The following is a 15,457-nucleotide window of genomic DNA, read 5'->3' as shown; positions in this document are numbered from 1 at the left end:
GGGGCGGGTGCTCGCGTCGTCCTGTGGCGCACGGGGGGGGGGCCCCCCCCGCGGGGGGCCCCCCCCGGCCATGTCACTCAGTGGGGAGACAACGCATGTACGACTACGACCTCCTGGTCGTGGGGTCGGCCAACGCCGACCTGGTGATCGGAGTGGAGCGCCGGCCCGGTGCCGGCGAGACCGTGCTGGGCTCCGACCTGGCCGTCCACCCGGGGGGCAAGGGCGCGAACCAGGCGGTCGCCGCCGCCCGCCTCGGCGCCCGTACGGCTCTGCTGGCCAGGGTCGGCGACGACGCGCACGGCCGGCTGCTGCTGGACTCGCAGCGGGAGGCCGGCGTCGACACGGCGGGTGTCCTGGTGGGCGGTGCGCCGACCGGGGTCGCGCTGATCACGGTCGACCCGTCCGGGGACAACAGCATCGTCGTCTCGCCGGGCGCGAACGGCCGGCTGGCCCCGGAGGACGTGCGCGCCGCCGGGTGCCTGTTCCAGGGCTCCCGGGTGGTCTCGGCGCAACTGGAGATCCCGCTGGAGACCGTGGTGGAGGTCGTACGGAGGCTGGCGCCGGGCAGCCGCTTCGTCCTCAACCCCTCGCCGCCGCGACCTCTGCCGCCGGAGGTACTGGCGGCCTGCGACCCGCTGATCGTCAACGAGCACGAGGCGAAGGTGATCCTGGGCGGCTCCGCCGTCGGGGACGCCCCCGAGGAGTGGGCGCGGGCCCTGCTGGCGAAGGGCCCGCGGTCGGTGGTGGTGACGCTGGGCCCGGAGGGCGCGCTGGTGGCGTCGGCGGACGGCGTCAGCCGTGTCGCGTCCGTGACGGTGGACGCGGTGGACACGACGGGCGCGGGCGATGCGTTCACCGCCGCGCTGGCCTACCGGCTCGGCGCGGGCGAGTCCCTGGCTCAGGCGGCGGCGTACGCGGCTCGGGTCGGGGCGGCGACAGTCACGAAGGAGGGCGCGCAGGCGTCCTTCCCGACGGCGGCGGAGGTCGCTGCCCAGTGAAGAAGGACGGGATACTGAACCGTTATCTCGCCGGTGCGCTGGCCGAACTGGGCCACGGCGACGGGGTGCTGGTCTGCGACGCGGGCATGCCGATACCGGACGGCCCGCGTGTGGTGGACCTGGCCTTCCGGGCCGGGGTGCCGGCGTTCGCGGAGGTCCTGGAGGGGCTGCTGGCGGAGCTGGTCGTCGAGGGGGCGACGGCCGCGGAGGAGGTACGGCGGGCGAATCCGCAGGCGTCGAAGCTGCTGGACGCCTGCTTCCCCGCGCTGGACCTCGTCCCGCACGCGCGTCTCAAGGAGCTGTCGGCGGGGGCCCGGCTGGTCGTCCGCACGGGCGAGGCACGGCCCTACGCGAACGTGTTGCTGCGCTGCGGCGTCTTCTTCTGAGACCACCGACCCGTTGCGAGGGGGCCCCGGTCCGCCGCCGGGCCCCCTCGGCTCCTCCCCTCCCGCCAGGTTCCCTCCCACGATCTCCCCGCAGCCACACCCCCGCGCGGGAGAGCGCCGACCTCGTCGCCGACCGCGCCGCCGCCCACCCGCACGGCGACACCGCCCCGCCGCTGGCGGCGCGCCTGCTCACCCACCCCGGTGCGGGGCCGTGGGCCCGCCCGGGGCGCCCCCGGCCCCCTGGTACGCCGCCGAGGCCCGCCGACACGTCCGGGCACTGCTCCGGGCCGCCGTGGCCCTGCCCGAGGCCGAGCGCCCCGCCCAGGCGGAACCACCGCGCCAGGCCCTGGCCGAAGCCGGCGAGGTGGACGTCACCCGGACGCCGACGACGGCCGGCTGACACCTCTCCGCCGGCCCGGCCCCCGAACCGGACCGCGCCCCCGCGGTCCGGACGAGCTCCACACGTCGACGGCTCCGCGCCGGCGCGGCGTGGACGCCGTATGCCCACCTCCCCGGGCTGCCGGGGACGTGCCGGCTGCACATCCGCACCGCTCCCGGCACGCGCCCGGTCGCCGTGGCGACCAGGGATCGCCGGCGCGGAGGGCCTGGGGCCGAGGAGCGGGGTGGAAGGGCTCGCGGGCATGGTGGGGGAACGGCACTGCCCCGCCGAGGCCAGCCGCCGATGTGGCCGCAGCGGCAATCGTGGCCCGAGGGGGCACTGCGGGAGACCCACGTCCGGCACGTGGTGTTCGCGAGGCCGACCGCTGCCGGCCGCGCCGCGCGAAGGCCGTCGCGGCGGACCACGGCGCCGGCCACGTGCCGCACCCCGCTGGCTCGGTCCACGTCGGGCGGCAGCACTGGCGCGGGCGTTCCGGAAGCGGTTGTGCGGCGGGCCGCGACGGGCATACGGCCCGGCCGGTGTGCCGTCTGCCCGGTCCGCCCGGCGGGCGTAGCGAAGCCACGCCTCACGTAACCTCCTCCTGTGCCCGCACCCCGCCTGCATCGCGTCGCCGTCCTTGTGCTCGAGGGTGCGAAGCCACTCGACGTCGGAATCCCCGCGCAGGTTTTCACGACCCGCGCGAGCATGCCGTACGAGGTGCGGGTGTGCGGGGCGACACCCGGTCTCGTGACCGGCGGCGATGGCCTCGCGTACTACGTCTCCCACGGCCTCGACGCGCTTGCGTGGGCCGACATCGTCTTCGTCCCCGGCTACCGCTTCCCGGACCGCGACGACCCGCCACAGGCCGTCGTCGAGGCACTGATCGCCGCCCACGACCGGGGCGCGCGACTCGCCGCCATCTCGACGGGCGCCTTCGCGCTCGCCGCCACTGGCCTCCTCGACGGCAGGCGCGCCACGACGCACTGGCACTACACGCGGGCACTCATGGCCAGGCATCCACTGGTGCGGGTCGACGAGAACGTGCTGTTCGTCGACGAGGGCAGCGTGCTCACCTCGGCCGGCGCCGCCTCCGGTATCGACCTGTGCCTGCACATCCTGCGCGGCGATCTCGGGGTGGCCGCGTCCAACCACGCGGCCCGGCGTCTGGTCGCCGCCCCCTACCGCAGCGGTGGTCAGGCCCAGTACGTGCCGCGCAGCGTCCCCGAGCCGCTCGGCGAGCGGTTCGCCGCCACCCGCGAGTGGGCGCTGCACCGGCTCGGCGAGCCCCTCACCCTCGGCATACTGGCGCGGCAGGCGGGGGTCTCGCCGCGCACGTTCTCCCGGCGCTTCGTCGAGGAGACCGGCTACACACCGATGCAGTGGGTGATGCGCGCCCGCATCGACCTGGCCCGTGAACTGCTCGAGCGCTCGCAGCGCAGCGTCGAACGGATCGCCGCCGACGTCGGGCTCGGCACCGGCGCGAACCTCCGCCTGCACTTCCACAGCATCCTCGGCACCACACCGAGCGAGTACCGGCGCACCTTCACCCGGGGCGAATGACCCGCTCGGCCTCGCGTGGCGGGATCCTTTTGAACCCTGGCGATCCCGCCACTGTCAGCGGGTGCGAGCCGTGGGCGAGCCTGGTGCGGAAGGGAAGGGACATCACTCATGACTCGCATCGCCATCAACGGATTCGGCCGCATCGGACGCAATGTGCTGCGCGCGCTGCTGGAGCGCGACAGCACCCTCGAGGTCGTCGCCGTCAACGACCTGACGGAGCCCGCCACTCTCGCCCGGCTGCTCGCCTACGACAGCACGGCCGGCCGGCTCGGGCGCCCGGTGGCCGTCGACGGGGACACCCTCGTCGTCGACGGCCGTCGGATCACGGTGCTGGCCGAGCGCGAACCGGCTCAGCTGCCGTGGGCCGAACTCGGCGTCGACATCGTCCTGGAGGCCACTGGCCGCTTCACCTCGGCCAAGGCCGCCCGGGCCCACCTCGACGCGGGCGCGAAGAAGGTGCTCGTGAGCGCGCCGTCGGACGGCGCCGACGTCACGCTGGCGTTCGGGGTCAACACCGACGCCTATGACCCGGCCGTGCACACGATCGTGTCGAACGCCTCCTGCACCACCAACGCGCTCGCGCCGCTGGCCGCGGTCCTCGACGAACTCGCCGGTATCGAGCACGGGTTCATGACGACGGTGCACGCCTACACGCAGGAGCAGAACCTGCAGGACGGTCCGCACCGTGACGCCCGTCGTGCCCGGGCCGCCGGCGTCAACATCGTGCCGACCACGACCGGCGCGGCCAAGGCGATCGGCCTGGTGCTGCCGAACCTCGACGGCAAGCTGTCGGGCGACTCGATCCGCGTACCGGTGCCGGTGGGCTCGATCGTCGAACTCAACACGACCGTCGCCCGCGACGTGACGCGGGACGACGTGCTGGCGGCGTACCGCGCCGCGGCGGAGGGGCCGCTGGCCGGCATCCTCGAGTACTCGGACGACCCGCTCGTGTCCTCCGACATCACGGGCAACCCGGCCTCGTCGATCTTCGACTCGGCCCTCACCCGCGTCCACGGCCGCCACGTCAAGGTGGTCGCGTGGTACGACAACGAGTGGGGCTTCTCGAACCGTGTGATCGACACGCTCGAGTTCCTCGCCACTCGCTGACCGCACGCCGGGCGGTGCCCCGCCTGCGGCGACCGCACCGGCCAGCACTTCCCTTGGGCGCTCCGGCCGACCAGTAGGGCCAGCCAGAGCGCTCAGTCACCGAAGCGGGTCCGCCCGGCTTCCGTGGGGTGCGGGAGCGCCCCGGCCGGTCAAGGCAGGCTTGGCGCGAGCACCAGGAGCTCGTGGTTGCGCCGCTGCTGCTCGGGCGTGAACGGCCGGGCCGCTTCGGGCCGTCCCGGCGCCGGAGCGGCGAGGGGCCGGCCGGGCTCGGGTCGGGCCGTCCCACCGCCCTTCGCCGGGTCGGAGACGAACCGGGTCTCGCCCGGACGCACCCCGTTCCGGAACTCCGGGCAGCCGCCCGGGCCCCGGCCGGTACCGCTGATCCCGGTACCGGCCGGGGTCGTGGTGCGGACCATGCCGAACACCTGCGGGCGTCCGCCGCCCCAGCCAACCGGGTCCCCACGACTGCACAGCGCACCTCACCGTCAGCTCCAACAGTTGACGGACTGCCAGTCGCACCGGCGTGTGGTGCGGCAGGGTGTCCGATCGGGCTTGCTCGTTCGCTCGTTGTCGATATCGGCCGTGGATGCGAGGACTCGGGCTACCGGGCCGTCGGTCGGCGAGCTGGAGTGGAGCCGACGGACCTCTGCGGCAGGCCGGACTCGAAGTCCGAGAAGCCGGTCCCGTCGCCTCGCTGACCCGACTGCTGGTCGTCGACGGCACCCCTCTCGGCCAGACCTCCCTCTCGGCCTCCGATTCGTGTTCGACACCGATCCCATCGGCTCGGCGCCACTTGCCCGCGAGTAAGCGGAATCATCGCCCCCCAGTGGTTGGCTCGCTGGATCCGGCGACGTCGCCCGCCACCCGGAAGTCGGACAACACCGCCTCCACTCGGCATCCGGTCGGGAACAACGACACCCAGTCGATCGAAACCGCGAACTCCAACGCCGTTCACGAAGGGACACACGCGCCATGAAAAACCCGACTCGCACCACCGGCGGCCCCGAGCGTCAACTGCTCGCATACATGCTCGACCACACGCGGACCGAACTGATCGACACGGTGCGCGGCCTATCCGAAACAGAAGCCCGCCGCCGTCTCGTCCCATCCATGACGACACCGATCGGGCTGGTCAAACATGCCGCGTTCGCAGACAGGAAGTGGTTCCAGCACATCCTGGGGGGTTTACCCGAATCCGCATGCGACGGCGCGATGGTGGGCGAGGCCAGTTTCGTGGTCAGCGACGACGAGACGGTGGCCGACGTGATCGCCGAATTCGAGCGCGCCAGCAGCCGCGCACGAACGATCGCCGCGGACTTCGATCTCGACGCCGTCCGAGAGTGCCCGGGCTTCGGCACCGTCAGCCTGCGATGGATCTACCTGCTCATGATCCAGGAGTTCGCCCGCCACGCCGGCCACAGCGACATCCTGCGTGAGCAGACCGATGCCAACCGCCGGACTTGAGCCGGACCGGCGAGTTCTTTGGTCCGGGTCGGCTGCCGCGGCGTCCCCGTCGGTGACCACACCGCCCGCCCGGCCCACCTGGACGACCTGGACGAGGCCGACCGCGCCCGCCGCCTACCGCACCGCGTCGTCACCCGGCACCGACACCGACCACCGCGCCACTGGGCGCCGGCGACCCGTGGGCCACGGTGTGCGGCGGGCCCGCGGCTGGAACTGCCGTGCGCTGTGTTCCGGTAAGTTGCGGTGGGCAACCGGCTTCAGTTCAGAGGAACGCGATATGAGCGCGCCGAAAGCGGTCGAGGTCCCAGGAGCACTGATCGCGTCGTACACCAGGGCCTTCGGCGAGGAAGGCAGGTCCTGGACCGACGCGTTGCCCGCCCTGGCTGCGCAGGCGCTGGACCGCTGGAAGCTGGAACGGGACGGCGAGCCGGGAACGGGAGAAGCCTCGCTCGTGTTGCCGGTGCGGCGCGAGGACGGCACGCGGGCGGTGCTCAAACTCCAGATGCCCAGGGAGGAGACCACCGCCGCACTCATCGGATTGCGCACGTGGAACGGGGAGGGCATGGTGCGGCTGCTCGACCATGATCCGGAGAGCGGCGCGATGCTCCTGGAGCGGCTGGACGGCACCCGCACACTGACCTCGATCGAGGACGACGACATCGCGATGAGCACCCTCGCCGGGATTCTGGCGCGACTGGTCGCGGTTCCCGCGCCGCCGGAACTCCGGAGCCTGGGTGACATCGCCGCCGACATGCTGGAGCGGGTTCCGTCGGCGGTCACGGCTCTGGCCGACCCGGCCGAGCGGCGACTCCTGCGCGACTGGGCGTCAGCGGTGTCCGAACTCGTCAGCGAACCCGGCGACCGGATGCTGCACTGGGACCTGCACTACGACAACGTCCTCGCCGCGGAGCGACAGCCGTGGCTCGCCATCGACCCCGAACCGCTCGCTGGCGACCCCGGCTTCGACCTGTGGCCCGCCCTGGACAGCCGATGGGACGACGTCGTCGCGAAGGGCGACACGCCGCGCCTGCTGCGCCGCCGTTTCGACTTGCTCACCGAGGCACTCGACCTGGACCGCGCCCGGGCAACCGGCTGGACGCTGGGACGGCTGCTGCAGAACGCCCTGTGGGACATCGACGACGGTGAGACCGCGCTCGCCCCGTCCTCCGTCGTCATGGCGGGATCACTGGCGCGCCGCTGACATCGACCTCCTGAGGGACGCGGAACGGCTGCCCCAGGCGAGACGACGAACGGACGCGCGGCCGACGGCCCACCCCGTGACGGACGACCGCGCCCCGCCCCGACCGGGCTCCCGGGCGGCAGTTCGCATGACCGGATCTGACAGGAACTGGTCATTGCGGACACAGCACCAGCCAGGGAACCATGGCGGCATGCCCCCCGCACCACACAGAGTCGTCATCGTCGCCTTTCCCGGAGTGGACCTCCTGGACGTCACCGGTCCCGCCGAGGTCTTCTCCGTGGCGTCGGACAACGTGGGAACGGACCGCCCCCGGTACCGGGTGCAGATCGCGGCACCTCGGGCCGGTGAACTCCCCACCTCCAGTGGGGTCCGACTGGTGGCCGACCTGGCGCTGCGGGAGGTGCGGGGGCGGGTCGACACGCTGCTCGTGCCGGGTGCGATCAACCTCGTGGACGGTGGCGTCGAACCGGTGATCGACACCGCTGTCGTCGAGTGGCTGCGCACGGCCGTTCCCCGGGCCCGCCGGGCCGCCTCGGTCTGCGCGGGTGCGCACGTACTGGCCGCGACCGGGCTCCTCGACGGGCTGTCCGCCACCACCCACTGGCTCACCGCCGAGCGGCTCGCCACCGATCATCCCCGGGTCACCGTCGACCCGGACCCGATCTTCCTTCGCAACGGGCAGGTATGGACGTGCGCGGGCATCACCTCGGGGATGGACATGGCACTGGCCATGGTCGCCGAGGACCACGACCCGGCCCTGGCGCTCACCACCGCCCGCACGATGGTCATGTACGTCAAACGCCCCGGCGGGCAGAGCCAGTTCAGCGTACCGCTCTCGATCCGCGCCCCCTCCGAGGACCGGATCGACGAGCTGCGCCGGTGGATCGCCGACCATCTCACCGACGACCTGTCGGTCGAGACGCTCGCCGAGCGGACGCACCTCAGCGTGCGTCACCTCGCCCGGCTGTTCCGGCAGCGCACCGGCAGCACACCCGCCTCGTACGTCGAAGCCCTCCGGGTGGAAGCCGCGCGCCGCCTCCTGGAGGAGACCGATCACGGTCTGCCCGAAGTGGCAGCGGCCAGCGGCCTCGGCTCCGTGGAGACCCTGCACCGGGCCTTCCGGCGCCGGCTCGCCACCACTCCGGCCGAGTACCGGCGCCGCTTCCGGTCCCCGCCCGTCCCCTTCCGGTCCCCGCCCGTCCCCGGCGCGTTCCCCGACGGCCCTGCTTCCGCACCCGGCCGGATCCCCGCACCATGACCCGCTGAGAGAGCCCCATGCCGTTCCCTCCGTTCCCCGACTCGCCGCTCGCCCGCGCAGCCGACCGGACGCTGTGCGCCGTGAGCCCACCGGCACTGGTGGCCCACTGCCACCGCACCTACCGGTTCGGTTCCGCCTTCCTGGAGGGGCAGCGGCGCACGTTCGACGCCGAGGCGCTGTTCATCGCCTCCGTACTCCACGACCTGGCGCTCACCGAGACGTACGACGACCGCCGGATCCCCTTCGAGGTGCACGGAGCCTCGCTGGCCGAGCGGGAGTTGCGTGCCCGCGGAGCCCGCCCCGATCTGGTCGAACTGGTCCGGGACGCGATCGCCCTGCACATGGAGATCACCACCGCCGACGACACCCGCCCGGAGGTGGCCGCGGTCCACCTGGGCGCCGCGGCGGACGTCATGGGCCTGCGCCTGTACCAACTGCCCCCCGGGCTCGTCGCCGACGTACTCGAACTGCATCCCCGGCAAGGGTTCACCGCCTTCGTGACCGAGGCGGTACGCAGGCAGGCGGCTGACAAGCCGGAGTCGCACATCGCCCAGCTGATCCGGCACGGCGGCTTCCTGGACCTGGTCGCTGCCGCACCGTTCGAGGACTGAACGCCCAACCCGGTCCCGCAGCGGCCGGGCGGCTCGGACCCGGGGCGGCGCGTCGAGTGCCTGGCACCGCCTCGCCCGCGGCTACGGCCCGAACCGGCCCACGCGCGTCACCGGGTCCGACGGCACAGACCGGCGGTCGACGGATCGTCACCGGAGCGGCTCATGGCCAGTCCTGGGCAATGAGGAACACGCGAAGACTGCGTGGTCCGGGCAGTGACCCACCCCGCTTCCCTCGGGAAGATGTTCCCGCCACACCCCACGACCAACACACAAGGTGGTTGACCCATGAGACTGACCCGCGTGCCCCTCGCCATCGCCGCCGGTGCCCTCGCCCCGGCCCTGCTGCTCGCCACTCCGTCACTGGCCGCCGCCGCGGCGACGCCTTCGGCTGCCGCAGCGGTGTCGGATGCGGGCTCCCCCTACGACGAGATGGACGTGGACGACCTGCGCGTCGCGATCCTCCGTGTCCTGGGCGACCCGGACAGTGGTAAGCGTGTCACTCGGGAGGCGAACGAGCTCCTCGACGACGGCACCGTGGCGGAGATGCGAGCCTGGCTGGAGACCGGCCACCGGCTCGCCCAGGCCGAGGACGACCGCGTCGCGATTCTTCGTATCCTCGCCGACCCGGGCATCAGCGACGCCCTGCGCAAGGCGGCGAACACGGCTCTGGACGACAACTCCCCGGAAGCGCTGCGCCACTTCCTCGAGGTCGGCCGGTACGAGGTCCAGGGCTGAGCCTCGTCCGGACTCGCCGGGTCGGGGGCCGGGCCTGGCGCGCGCCGTCGCACGGCGGTGGACGGGCCAACAGGGGAGTGCCGGCGCCCATGGCAACGTGGCGGACGTGCGTGCCGGGCCCCGGAGCCCGGCATGATCCGCGGAGCGGCAGGCCCTGGGCCGTGTCCGGCAAGCCGTGGGAGCCGGACACGGAGGCACGCGAGCGGGACCATGGCCTGGCAGAGGGTGGCCGGTCTGCCGCAGCCGGTGTCCTCGGCGGGTGCGGCCGCTGATCCGGCCGGCCCGCGCCGGAACCGCGCGGGCGCTTCCGTGCCGTCCCGGCCGGACGCGGAGCTGTCTGCCGGGCAGCCCCCTCTCGACCGACGTCGCACGGGTGGGCCCGCAGTCGGCCCGGCCCGGCCGGGCGTTACGGATCCCGGCCTGACGGGTCCACACCGGCCGCAGTCGCAGTCGCGGCCGTTGCCGTCGGTGACCGCGCACGCCAGAGGGGCGGCCATGGCCGCCGCAGGCCCGGGTACGCCTCGCCGGTCGGCCCGCCCTGTGAGCGGCCCGCCCATCACCGGGGCCCGGAACTGGCACCTTCGCACGCGCCCCGCGACCTCGTCCCGGCGGATCGGAACCGCGGGCCGCGCTCTTCCGGTCAGGGCCTCCTCCCCGGGGCGGGTGACGCGGCAAAGGATCGGCGGCACGCCCCGGGAACACATGACCAAAGTCCGTGCTTCCTCCAACGACATGGGGGTACCAGCACAGCCGTGACCGCTCACGGACCGGTTGACTTGCGTCCATCGGCCGGTGTGCCGATGGACGGATGTCTCCGGTGCTTCCGTTACGTACCGTCCCGCGGCGGTCATGGCTGAGGAGTGCCTGTCCCGAGCACGGAGGAAAAATGCCCCATTCCAATCCGCTGAAGGCCGCCGCCGACAAGCTGACCGACACCCTCCAGGGCGGCGGACCGGCCGAAGGCGTCCCCGGCGCCCCCGCCCCCGAGCCCGCCCAGGTCGAGGAGCCCACCGAGGCGCGGGACCCGCTGCCGCCCAAGCCGGACCAGGGTGAGCCGGCACCGTACTCACCCACCGGCCGCCACACCGGCAACCCGCCGCAGTCCCGGGCCCAGGACGGCGCCTACCTCACCACCGCCCAGGGCACCCGGCTGCACGACACCGACCACTCGCTCAAGGCGGGCCCCCGCGGCCCGGTCCTCCTCCAGGACCACCACCTGCGCGAGAAGATCATGCACTTCGACCACGAGCGCATTCCGGAGCGTGTCGTACACGCCCGTGGCTCCGCCGCCCACGGTGTGTTCCAGGCCTACGGCACGGCCGAGGGCGTCACCAAGGCGGCCTTCCTGCGCAAGGGCGCCGAAACGCCGGTCTTCGTACGGTTCTCCACCGTCCTGGGATCGCGCGGCTCAGCGGACACCGTTCGCGACACCCGCGGTTTCGCGACGAAGTTCTACACCGAGGAGGGCGTCTTCGACCTCGTCGGCAACAACATCCCGGTCTTCTTCATCCAGGACGCCATCAAGTTCCCCGATGTGATCCACGCGGGCAAGCCGCACCCCGACCGGGAGATCCCGCAGGCCCAGAGCGCCCACGACACCTTCTGGGACTTCGTCTCGCTGCACACCGAGGCCCAGCACCACACGATGTGGAACATGTCCGACCGGGGCATCCCGCGCTCGTACCGCACCATGGAGGGCTTCGGCGTCCACACCTTCCGCCTCGTCAACGCGGAGGGCGCGACCACGCTGGTCAAGTTCCACTGGAAGCCGAAGCTCGGCGTGCACTCCCAGCTCTGGGAGGAGGCCCAGATCACCGGTGGTGTCGACCCCGACTTCCACCGCCGTGATCTGGCCGACGCGATCGAGGCCGGTGCGTACCCGCAGTGGGAGCTGGGCATCCAGACCTTCCCCGACACCCCCGAGCAGACGTTCGAGGGCATCGACCTGCTCGACCCGACGAAGATCGTCCCCGAGGAACTCGCGCCGGTGCAGCCCATCGGCCTGCTCACCCTCAACCGCAACCCGAGCAACTTCTTCGCCGAGACCGAGCAGGTCGCCTTCCACGTCGGCCACTTGGTGCCGGGTATCGACGTCACCGACGACCCGCTGCTCGCCGGGCGTCTCTTCTCCTACCTGGACACCCAGATCACCCGGCTGGCGGGCCCCAACTTCAGCCAGATCCCGATCAACCGCCCGCACGCCCCGGTCAACGACATGCTCCGGGACGGCTTCCACCAGCAGGGCGTGCACAGTGGCGTCGCCCCCTACAAGCCGAACTCGCTCGACGGCGGCTGCCCCTTCTTCGCCGGCGCCGGCACCGGGGCGTACGTCGAGACCCCGGTGGAGGTGCCCGCCGCGCGCAAGGTGCGGGAGGCGCCCGCCAGCTTCGACGACCACTTCAGCCAGCCCAGGCTCTTCTGGCTCAGCATGTCCCCGGTGGAGCGCGAACACATCATCACCGCGTACACCTTCGAGCTCGGCAAGTGCTACGACAACGCCGTCAAGCAGCGCCAGCTCCAGGCGCTCGCCAACATCGACACCGAGCTGTGCGCCCGGGTCGCCGAGGGCCTCGGGCTCCCGGCACCCGAACCCACCCAGCCGCCGGCCGACGTCCAGCCGAGCCCCGCGCTGTCCCAGGTGGGCCAGGAGTGGCCCGCCGACGGCCGCATCATCGGCATCGTCGCCGACGACAACTGCGACGTCGACGGCGTCCGGACCGTTCGCCAGGCCGTCCTGGACGCGGGCATGGTGCCCCTCGTCATCGCCCCCGCGGGCGGCAGGATCGGCCTGAACGGCGCCGACCCCGTCACCGTGCAGCGCACCTTCGCCACCGCCCGCTCCGTCGAGTTCGACGCCCTGATCCTCGCCGGAGTGCCCGCGCCGGGCAGCGACGCGTACGGCGCGCGGGACGCCAAGGCCGGTGACGCCGGGCAGGCGGGCACCGCCCTCGACCCCCGCCTCCTGATGATGATCTCCGAGGCCTACCGGCACGCCAAGGCCATCGGCGGCTGGGCGGGCGCCGAGGGCGTCCTGCAGGCGGCCGGCGTACCGGCCACGGCACCCGGTGTGGTGACCGGGGACAGCGGCGAGGGTGTGCTCGCCGCGATCACCCCGCTCCTCAGCCGCCACCGCGTCTGGGACCGCTTCCCCGCCGCCGCGTAAGCGATCGGGGAACCGGGCGGCGGGTCCCGGTGCGCGTCGCAGTGGATAGTCAGCCGCTGGACGTCGTACCGGGCCCGCCGCGCGGCGATGACCGCGCGGTGCGGGGCCCGCCGCGGCCGAGGGTCCCGATGAGCTCCGGAGCACGGCCTGCCGCTCGCCCCGGGGGTCCGGCCCACGGAGGCGGTTCATCTCGCACCGCTGAAGGGCCAGGACTCGATGTCGCGGTAGTGGATGGGCCCCGGGCCGCGGCCGACGTTGCTGCCGACCAGGTGCAGGCGCCCGGCCTGCCATGTCCGGCCGGTGAACGCGGAAAGTCCCGCGGCGGCCTGTACGACGCCGGCAGTGTCGTCGCGGCGGGACCGGGCGAGCGTCAGGTGGGGATTCAGCGGCCGGTCCAGGAACGTGATGCCCTGCTCCCGCACCAGCGCCCGCACCTCGCCGACGAGCACCCGCAGCCCTTCGAGGTCCCCGCCGATACCGGTCCACAGCACGCGCTCGTCGAAGTGTCCGCCGCCGCGCAGGGCCAGACGCAGGGGTTGGCGCCTCGCGGCGAGAGCCGCGAGCGGCGGCCGCAGGAGCGAACCGGCCGACCTCGGCAGCTCACCGAGGAACGCCAGGGTGATGTGCCAGTCCTCGATACGGTTCCACCGCATGCGCGGGTGGGCGTCATGGGCGGGCCGCAGTGCCTGCGCCAGCTCCTCCTTGGCGTCGTCGGGCGGAGCGAGGGCTATGAAGAGGCGGACGGTCGGGGCCTGGATCTGTGCGTTCACAGAGGACTTCGTACACCACCGGCGCCCCGTGCCGCTGGGCGAGGTGACAGCGGTCGGGCACCCATGAGGGCCCCGGTGCCGCCCGCGCGCCTCCCACCGGGTGGCTGCCGCTCCCGGCCGCGCGCGGCCGCCGTCGGGCCGGCGCTTGCGGTCTCGGCCCCCCCGCGCGCTGTTGAGCCGGCGCGCCCCGCCGGCCCGGCTCCAGGGCCGCCGGCCCGACATGGACGACGGGGGCCGGGTTCCGGCTCCGCAGGGCCGGGTGTCGGCGCTGACGGACCCCCGCGCCCCGACGCCCCGCTCCGTCAGACCGCGATCGCGTTCAGCGTGACCGAGGCGGCCGGCGGGGAGGGCGTCGACGCCGCCTGGGGCGCGTACTCGCTCCACGCACGCGCCAGCCGGTCCACCGCCCGCGACAGCACGTCCGGCGGCAGTACGAAGTGCAGCCGCAGACAGCGCGTGCTGCCGCCCAGCGCGTCCATCGTGGCGCCCGGCAGCACCGCCACGCCGTGCCGGAGCGCGACCTGGGCGAAGGCGACACCGTCACCGTGGGGGAGGCGGACCCACAGCGTCTGGCCGCCCTCGGCCGGCGGGCAGCTCCAGGAGGGGAGCAGCCGCGCCAGCTCGGCCCGCAGGTGGTCGTGGCCGGCGCGCAGCGTCCGTGCCCGGTCCGCCACGATCGGCGCGAAGTCGCCCAGCAGCCGTGTGGCCACCCACTGTGCCGGCACGTCCGAGCCGAGGTCGTGGATGGCCTTCAGCCGCGCCAGCCGCGCGATCAACGACGCCGGGCCGCGCACCCAGCCGATCCGCAGCCCGGCCCACACCACCTTGCTCAGCGAGCCGACCCCGATCACCTCGCCGTACGGGGAGAGGGAAGGTGACGGCGCCCCCGCCTCGAACGCGAGGTCCGTCAGCACCTCGTCGTCCACCAGCGGCACCCCCAGCCCGTTCGCCGCCTCGACGAGCCGGCGGCCGGCCAGCGGCGCGAGGACCGACCCGGTCGGGTTCTGGAACCGGGGGACGACGTAGGCCAGGGCCGGCCGGTGACGCTCCATCACCGTGACCGCCTCCGCCACGTCCACCCCGTCCGGTCCCACCGCCACCGGGTGCAGGACGGCCGCCGCCTCCCGCAACAGGTCCAGCGCCCCCGGATACGTCGGCGCCTCGACCAGCACCCCGTCCCCCGGAGCGACCAGCAGCCGGGTCAGCAGGGAAAGGCCTTGCTGGGCACCTGTGGTGACCAGGATCTGCTCCGCACCGGTCGCGACGCCCCGTGCCCCGTACCGCTCGGCGATCGCCTCCCGCAGAGCCGGCAGCCCCGCCGGGTGGTAGCCCAGATCACCGGCCGGGAGCGTCATCGTCCGGTACGCCTCCCTCAGTTCGGGCGGCGGATCCACCGGTGCGGCGCAGCTCATCAGGATGACGTCGTCGGGTGTGTCGAGCAGATGCAGGAAGAGGGGGTTGGACGTCTCCCGCACGCGCGGCCCGGGCGTGAGCGCGGCGGATGCCACGCGTGTCCCACTGCCCTGCCGCCGCACCAGCCGACCCTCCTGACGCAGGGCGTCGTAAGCCGCCACGACCGTGGTGCGACCCACCGCGAGCGCTCCGGCGAGCCGGCGGTCGGGCGGCAGGAGAACACCCGGAGCCAACACCCCCTCGTCGATCAACTGCCGGAAACGGGCGGCGAGCAGGAGATACAGCGGCCCCCGCCCGGCCGACCAGCGGCCGAGACGGGCGACGAGTTCGTCCAGGGACGGAGAGATTGGCTTCATCACCGGACCAATCTGCCGGGATTGGCCCTGTGACCGCAAGCCGAGCGACAGTTGAC

14 protein-coding genes are annotated in these 15,457 nt (G+C 73.4%); 11 read left to right on the top strand and 3 right to left on the bottom strand.

Going from position 1 to position 15,457, the window contains the following annotated elements:
* Nucleotides 1-95: 95 nt before the first annotated feature.
* The 5 genes from AB0H53_RS13555 (at nucleotide 96) to gap (ending at nucleotide 4,430) form a co-directional block, all read left to right on the top strand.
* Complete coding sequence (locus AB0H53_RS13555; RefSeq protein WP_362111117.1) at nucleotides 96-998, top strand: ribokinase; 903 nt, start codon at nucleotides 96-98, stop codon at nucleotides 996-998.
* Nucleotides 995-1,384, top strand: a complete 390-nt coding sequence (gene rbsD, locus AB0H53_RS13550; protein WP_362111114.1) for a D-ribose pyranase — start codon at nucleotides 995-997, stop codon at nucleotides 1,382-1,384. Before AB0H53_RS13555 ends, rbsD begins: the two co-directional genes overlap by 4 nt.
* 211 nt (nucleotides 1,385-1,595) lie before the next feature.
* The gene (locus tag AB0H53_RS13545; protein ID WP_362111111.1) at nucleotides 1,596-1,784 is read left to right on the top strand and encodes a hypothetical protein; all 189 of its coding nucleotides are present in this window, start codon (nucleotides 1,596-1,598) and stop codon (nucleotides 1,782-1,784) included.
* Between the two features lie 582 nt (nucleotides 1,785-2,366).
* Nucleotides 2,367-3,323, top strand: coding sequence for a helix-turn-helix domain-containing protein (locus AB0H53_RS13540; protein WP_362111108.1), 957 nt, complete (start codon nucleotides 2,367-2,369; stop codon nucleotides 3,321-3,323).
* A gap of 108 nt (nucleotides 3,324-3,431) precedes the next feature.
* Nucleotides 3,432-4,430, top strand: coding sequence for a type I glyceraldehyde-3-phosphate dehydrogenase (gene gap / locus AB0H53_RS13535; RefSeq protein WP_362111105.1), 999 nt, complete (start codon nucleotides 3,432-3,434; stop codon nucleotides 4,428-4,430).
* Between the two features lie 149 nt (nucleotides 4,431-4,579).
* Here gap and AB0H53_RS13530 read toward each other — a convergent pair whose 3' ends face one another.
* Nucleotides 4,580-4,846 (bottom strand): hypothetical protein, encoded by a 267-nt coding sequence (locus AB0H53_RS13530; protein ID WP_362111102.1) that lies wholly within the window; start codon nucleotides 4,844-4,846, stop codon nucleotides 4,580-4,582.
* A 556-nt stretch (nucleotides 4,847-5,402) separates the two neighbouring features.
* Between AB0H53_RS13530 and AB0H53_RS13525 the strand changes: the two genes are divergently transcribed.
* The 6 genes from AB0H53_RS13525 to AB0H53_RS13500 all read left to right on the top strand — a co-directional run bounded on the left by AB0H53_RS13525 (nucleotide 5,403) and on the right by AB0H53_RS13500 (nucleotide 12,862).
* A complete protein-coding gene (locus AB0H53_RS13525) occupies nucleotides 5,403-5,894 on the top strand; it encodes a DinB family protein (RefSeq protein ID WP_362111099.1) in 492 nt (163 codons plus the stop codon).
* Nucleotides 5,895-6,171: 277 nt separating this feature from the next.
* Nucleotides 6,172-7,095, top strand: a complete 924-nt coding sequence (locus AB0H53_RS13520) for an aminoglycoside phosphotransferase family protein (RefSeq protein ID WP_362111096.1) — start codon at nucleotides 6,172-6,174, stop codon at nucleotides 7,093-7,095.
* Nucleotides 7,096-7,285: 190 nt separating this feature from the next.
* Entirely contained in the window at nucleotides 7,286-8,353 is a 1,068-nt protein-coding gene (locus tag AB0H53_RS13515; RefSeq protein ID WP_362111093.1) for a helix-turn-helix domain-containing protein, read from the top strand.
* A gap of 80 nt (nucleotides 8,354-8,433) precedes the next feature.
* Entirely contained in the window at nucleotides 8,434-8,964 is a 531-nt protein-coding gene (locus tag AB0H53_RS13510; RefSeq protein WP_362111090.1) for a metal-dependent phosphohydrolase, read from the top strand.
* Nucleotides 8,965-9,249: 285 nt separating this feature from the next.
* A complete protein-coding gene (locus AB0H53_RS13505) occupies nucleotides 9,250-9,699 on the top strand; it encodes an ALF repeat-containing protein (protein ID WP_362111087.1) in 450 nt (149 codons plus the stop codon).
* 886 nt (nucleotides 9,700-10,585) lie between these two features.
* Nucleotides 10,586-12,862: a catalase gene (locus AB0H53_RS13500; protein ID WP_362111084.1), complete on the top strand. Its 2,277-nt coding sequence runs from the start codon at nucleotides 10,586-10,588 to the stop codon at nucleotides 12,860-12,862.
* Nucleotides 12,863-13,047: 185 nt separating this feature from the next.
* Here the strand turns inward: AB0H53_RS13500 and thpR are convergent, their stop codons facing one another.
* Both thpR and AB0H53_RS13490 read right to left on the bottom strand, forming a co-directional pair.
* On the bottom strand, nucleotides 13,048-13,632 hold the full coding sequence (gene thpR / locus AB0H53_RS13495; protein WP_362111081.1) for an RNA 2',3'-cyclic phosphodiesterase: 585 nt from the start codon (nucleotides 13,630-13,632) through the stop codon (nucleotides 13,048-13,050).
* A 302-nt stretch (nucleotides 13,633-13,934) separates the two neighbouring features.
* On the bottom strand, nucleotides 13,935-15,401 hold the full coding sequence (locus AB0H53_RS13490; protein ID WP_362111078.1) for a PLP-dependent aminotransferase family protein: 1,467 nt from the start codon (nucleotides 15,399-15,401) through the stop codon (nucleotides 13,935-13,937).
* Nucleotides 15,402-15,457: the final 56 nt, after the last annotated feature.

The sequence above is a fragment of the Streptomyces sp. NPDC050856 genome, from assembly GCF_040653855.1.
Taxonomy (GTDB): Bacteria; Actinomycetota; Actinomycetes; order Streptomycetales; family Streptomycetaceae; genus Streptomyces.
This window is presented reverse-complemented; position numbering and strand designations above follow the sequence as displayed.

What these genes read in the sequence shown, in the direction of transcription:
- AB0H53_RS13490 (WP_362111078.1), bottom strand. Translation starts at nt 15,401, where the DNA reads ATGAAGCCAATCTCTCCGTCCCTGGACGAACTCGTCGCCCGTCTCGGC.
- AB0H53_RS13505 (WP_362111087.1), top strand. Translation starts at nt 9,250, where the DNA reads ATGAGACTGACCCGCGTGCCCCTCGCCATCGCCGCCGGTGCCCTCGCC.
- AB0H53_RS13525 (WP_362111099.1), top strand. Translation starts at nt 5,403, where the DNA reads ATGAAAAACCCGACTCGCACCACCGGCGGCCCCGAGCGTCAACTGCTC.
- AB0H53_RS13530 (WP_362111102.1), bottom strand. Translation starts at nt 4,846, where the DNA reads ATGGTCCGCACCACGACCCCGGCCGGTACCGGGATCAGCGGTACCGGC.
- AB0H53_RS13515 (WP_362111093.1), top strand. Translation starts at nt 7,286, where the DNA reads ATGCCCCCCGCACCACACAGAGTCGTCATCGTCGCCTTTCCCGGAGTG.
- AB0H53_RS13500 (WP_362111084.1), top strand. Translation starts at nt 10,586, where the DNA reads ATGCCCCATTCCAATCCGCTGAAGGCCGCCGCCGACAAGCTGACCGAC.
- AB0H53_RS13520 (WP_362111096.1), top strand. Translation starts at nt 6,172, where the DNA reads ATGAGCGCGCCGAAAGCGGTCGAGGTCCCAGGAGCACTGATCGCGTCG.
- AB0H53_RS13555 (WP_362111117.1), top strand. Translation starts at nt 96, where the DNA reads ATGTACGACTACGACCTCCTGGTCGTGGGGTCGGCCAACGCCGACCTG.
- gap (WP_362111105.1), top strand. Translation starts at nt 3,432, where the DNA reads ATGACTCGCATCGCCATCAACGGATTCGGCCGCATCGGACGCAATGTG.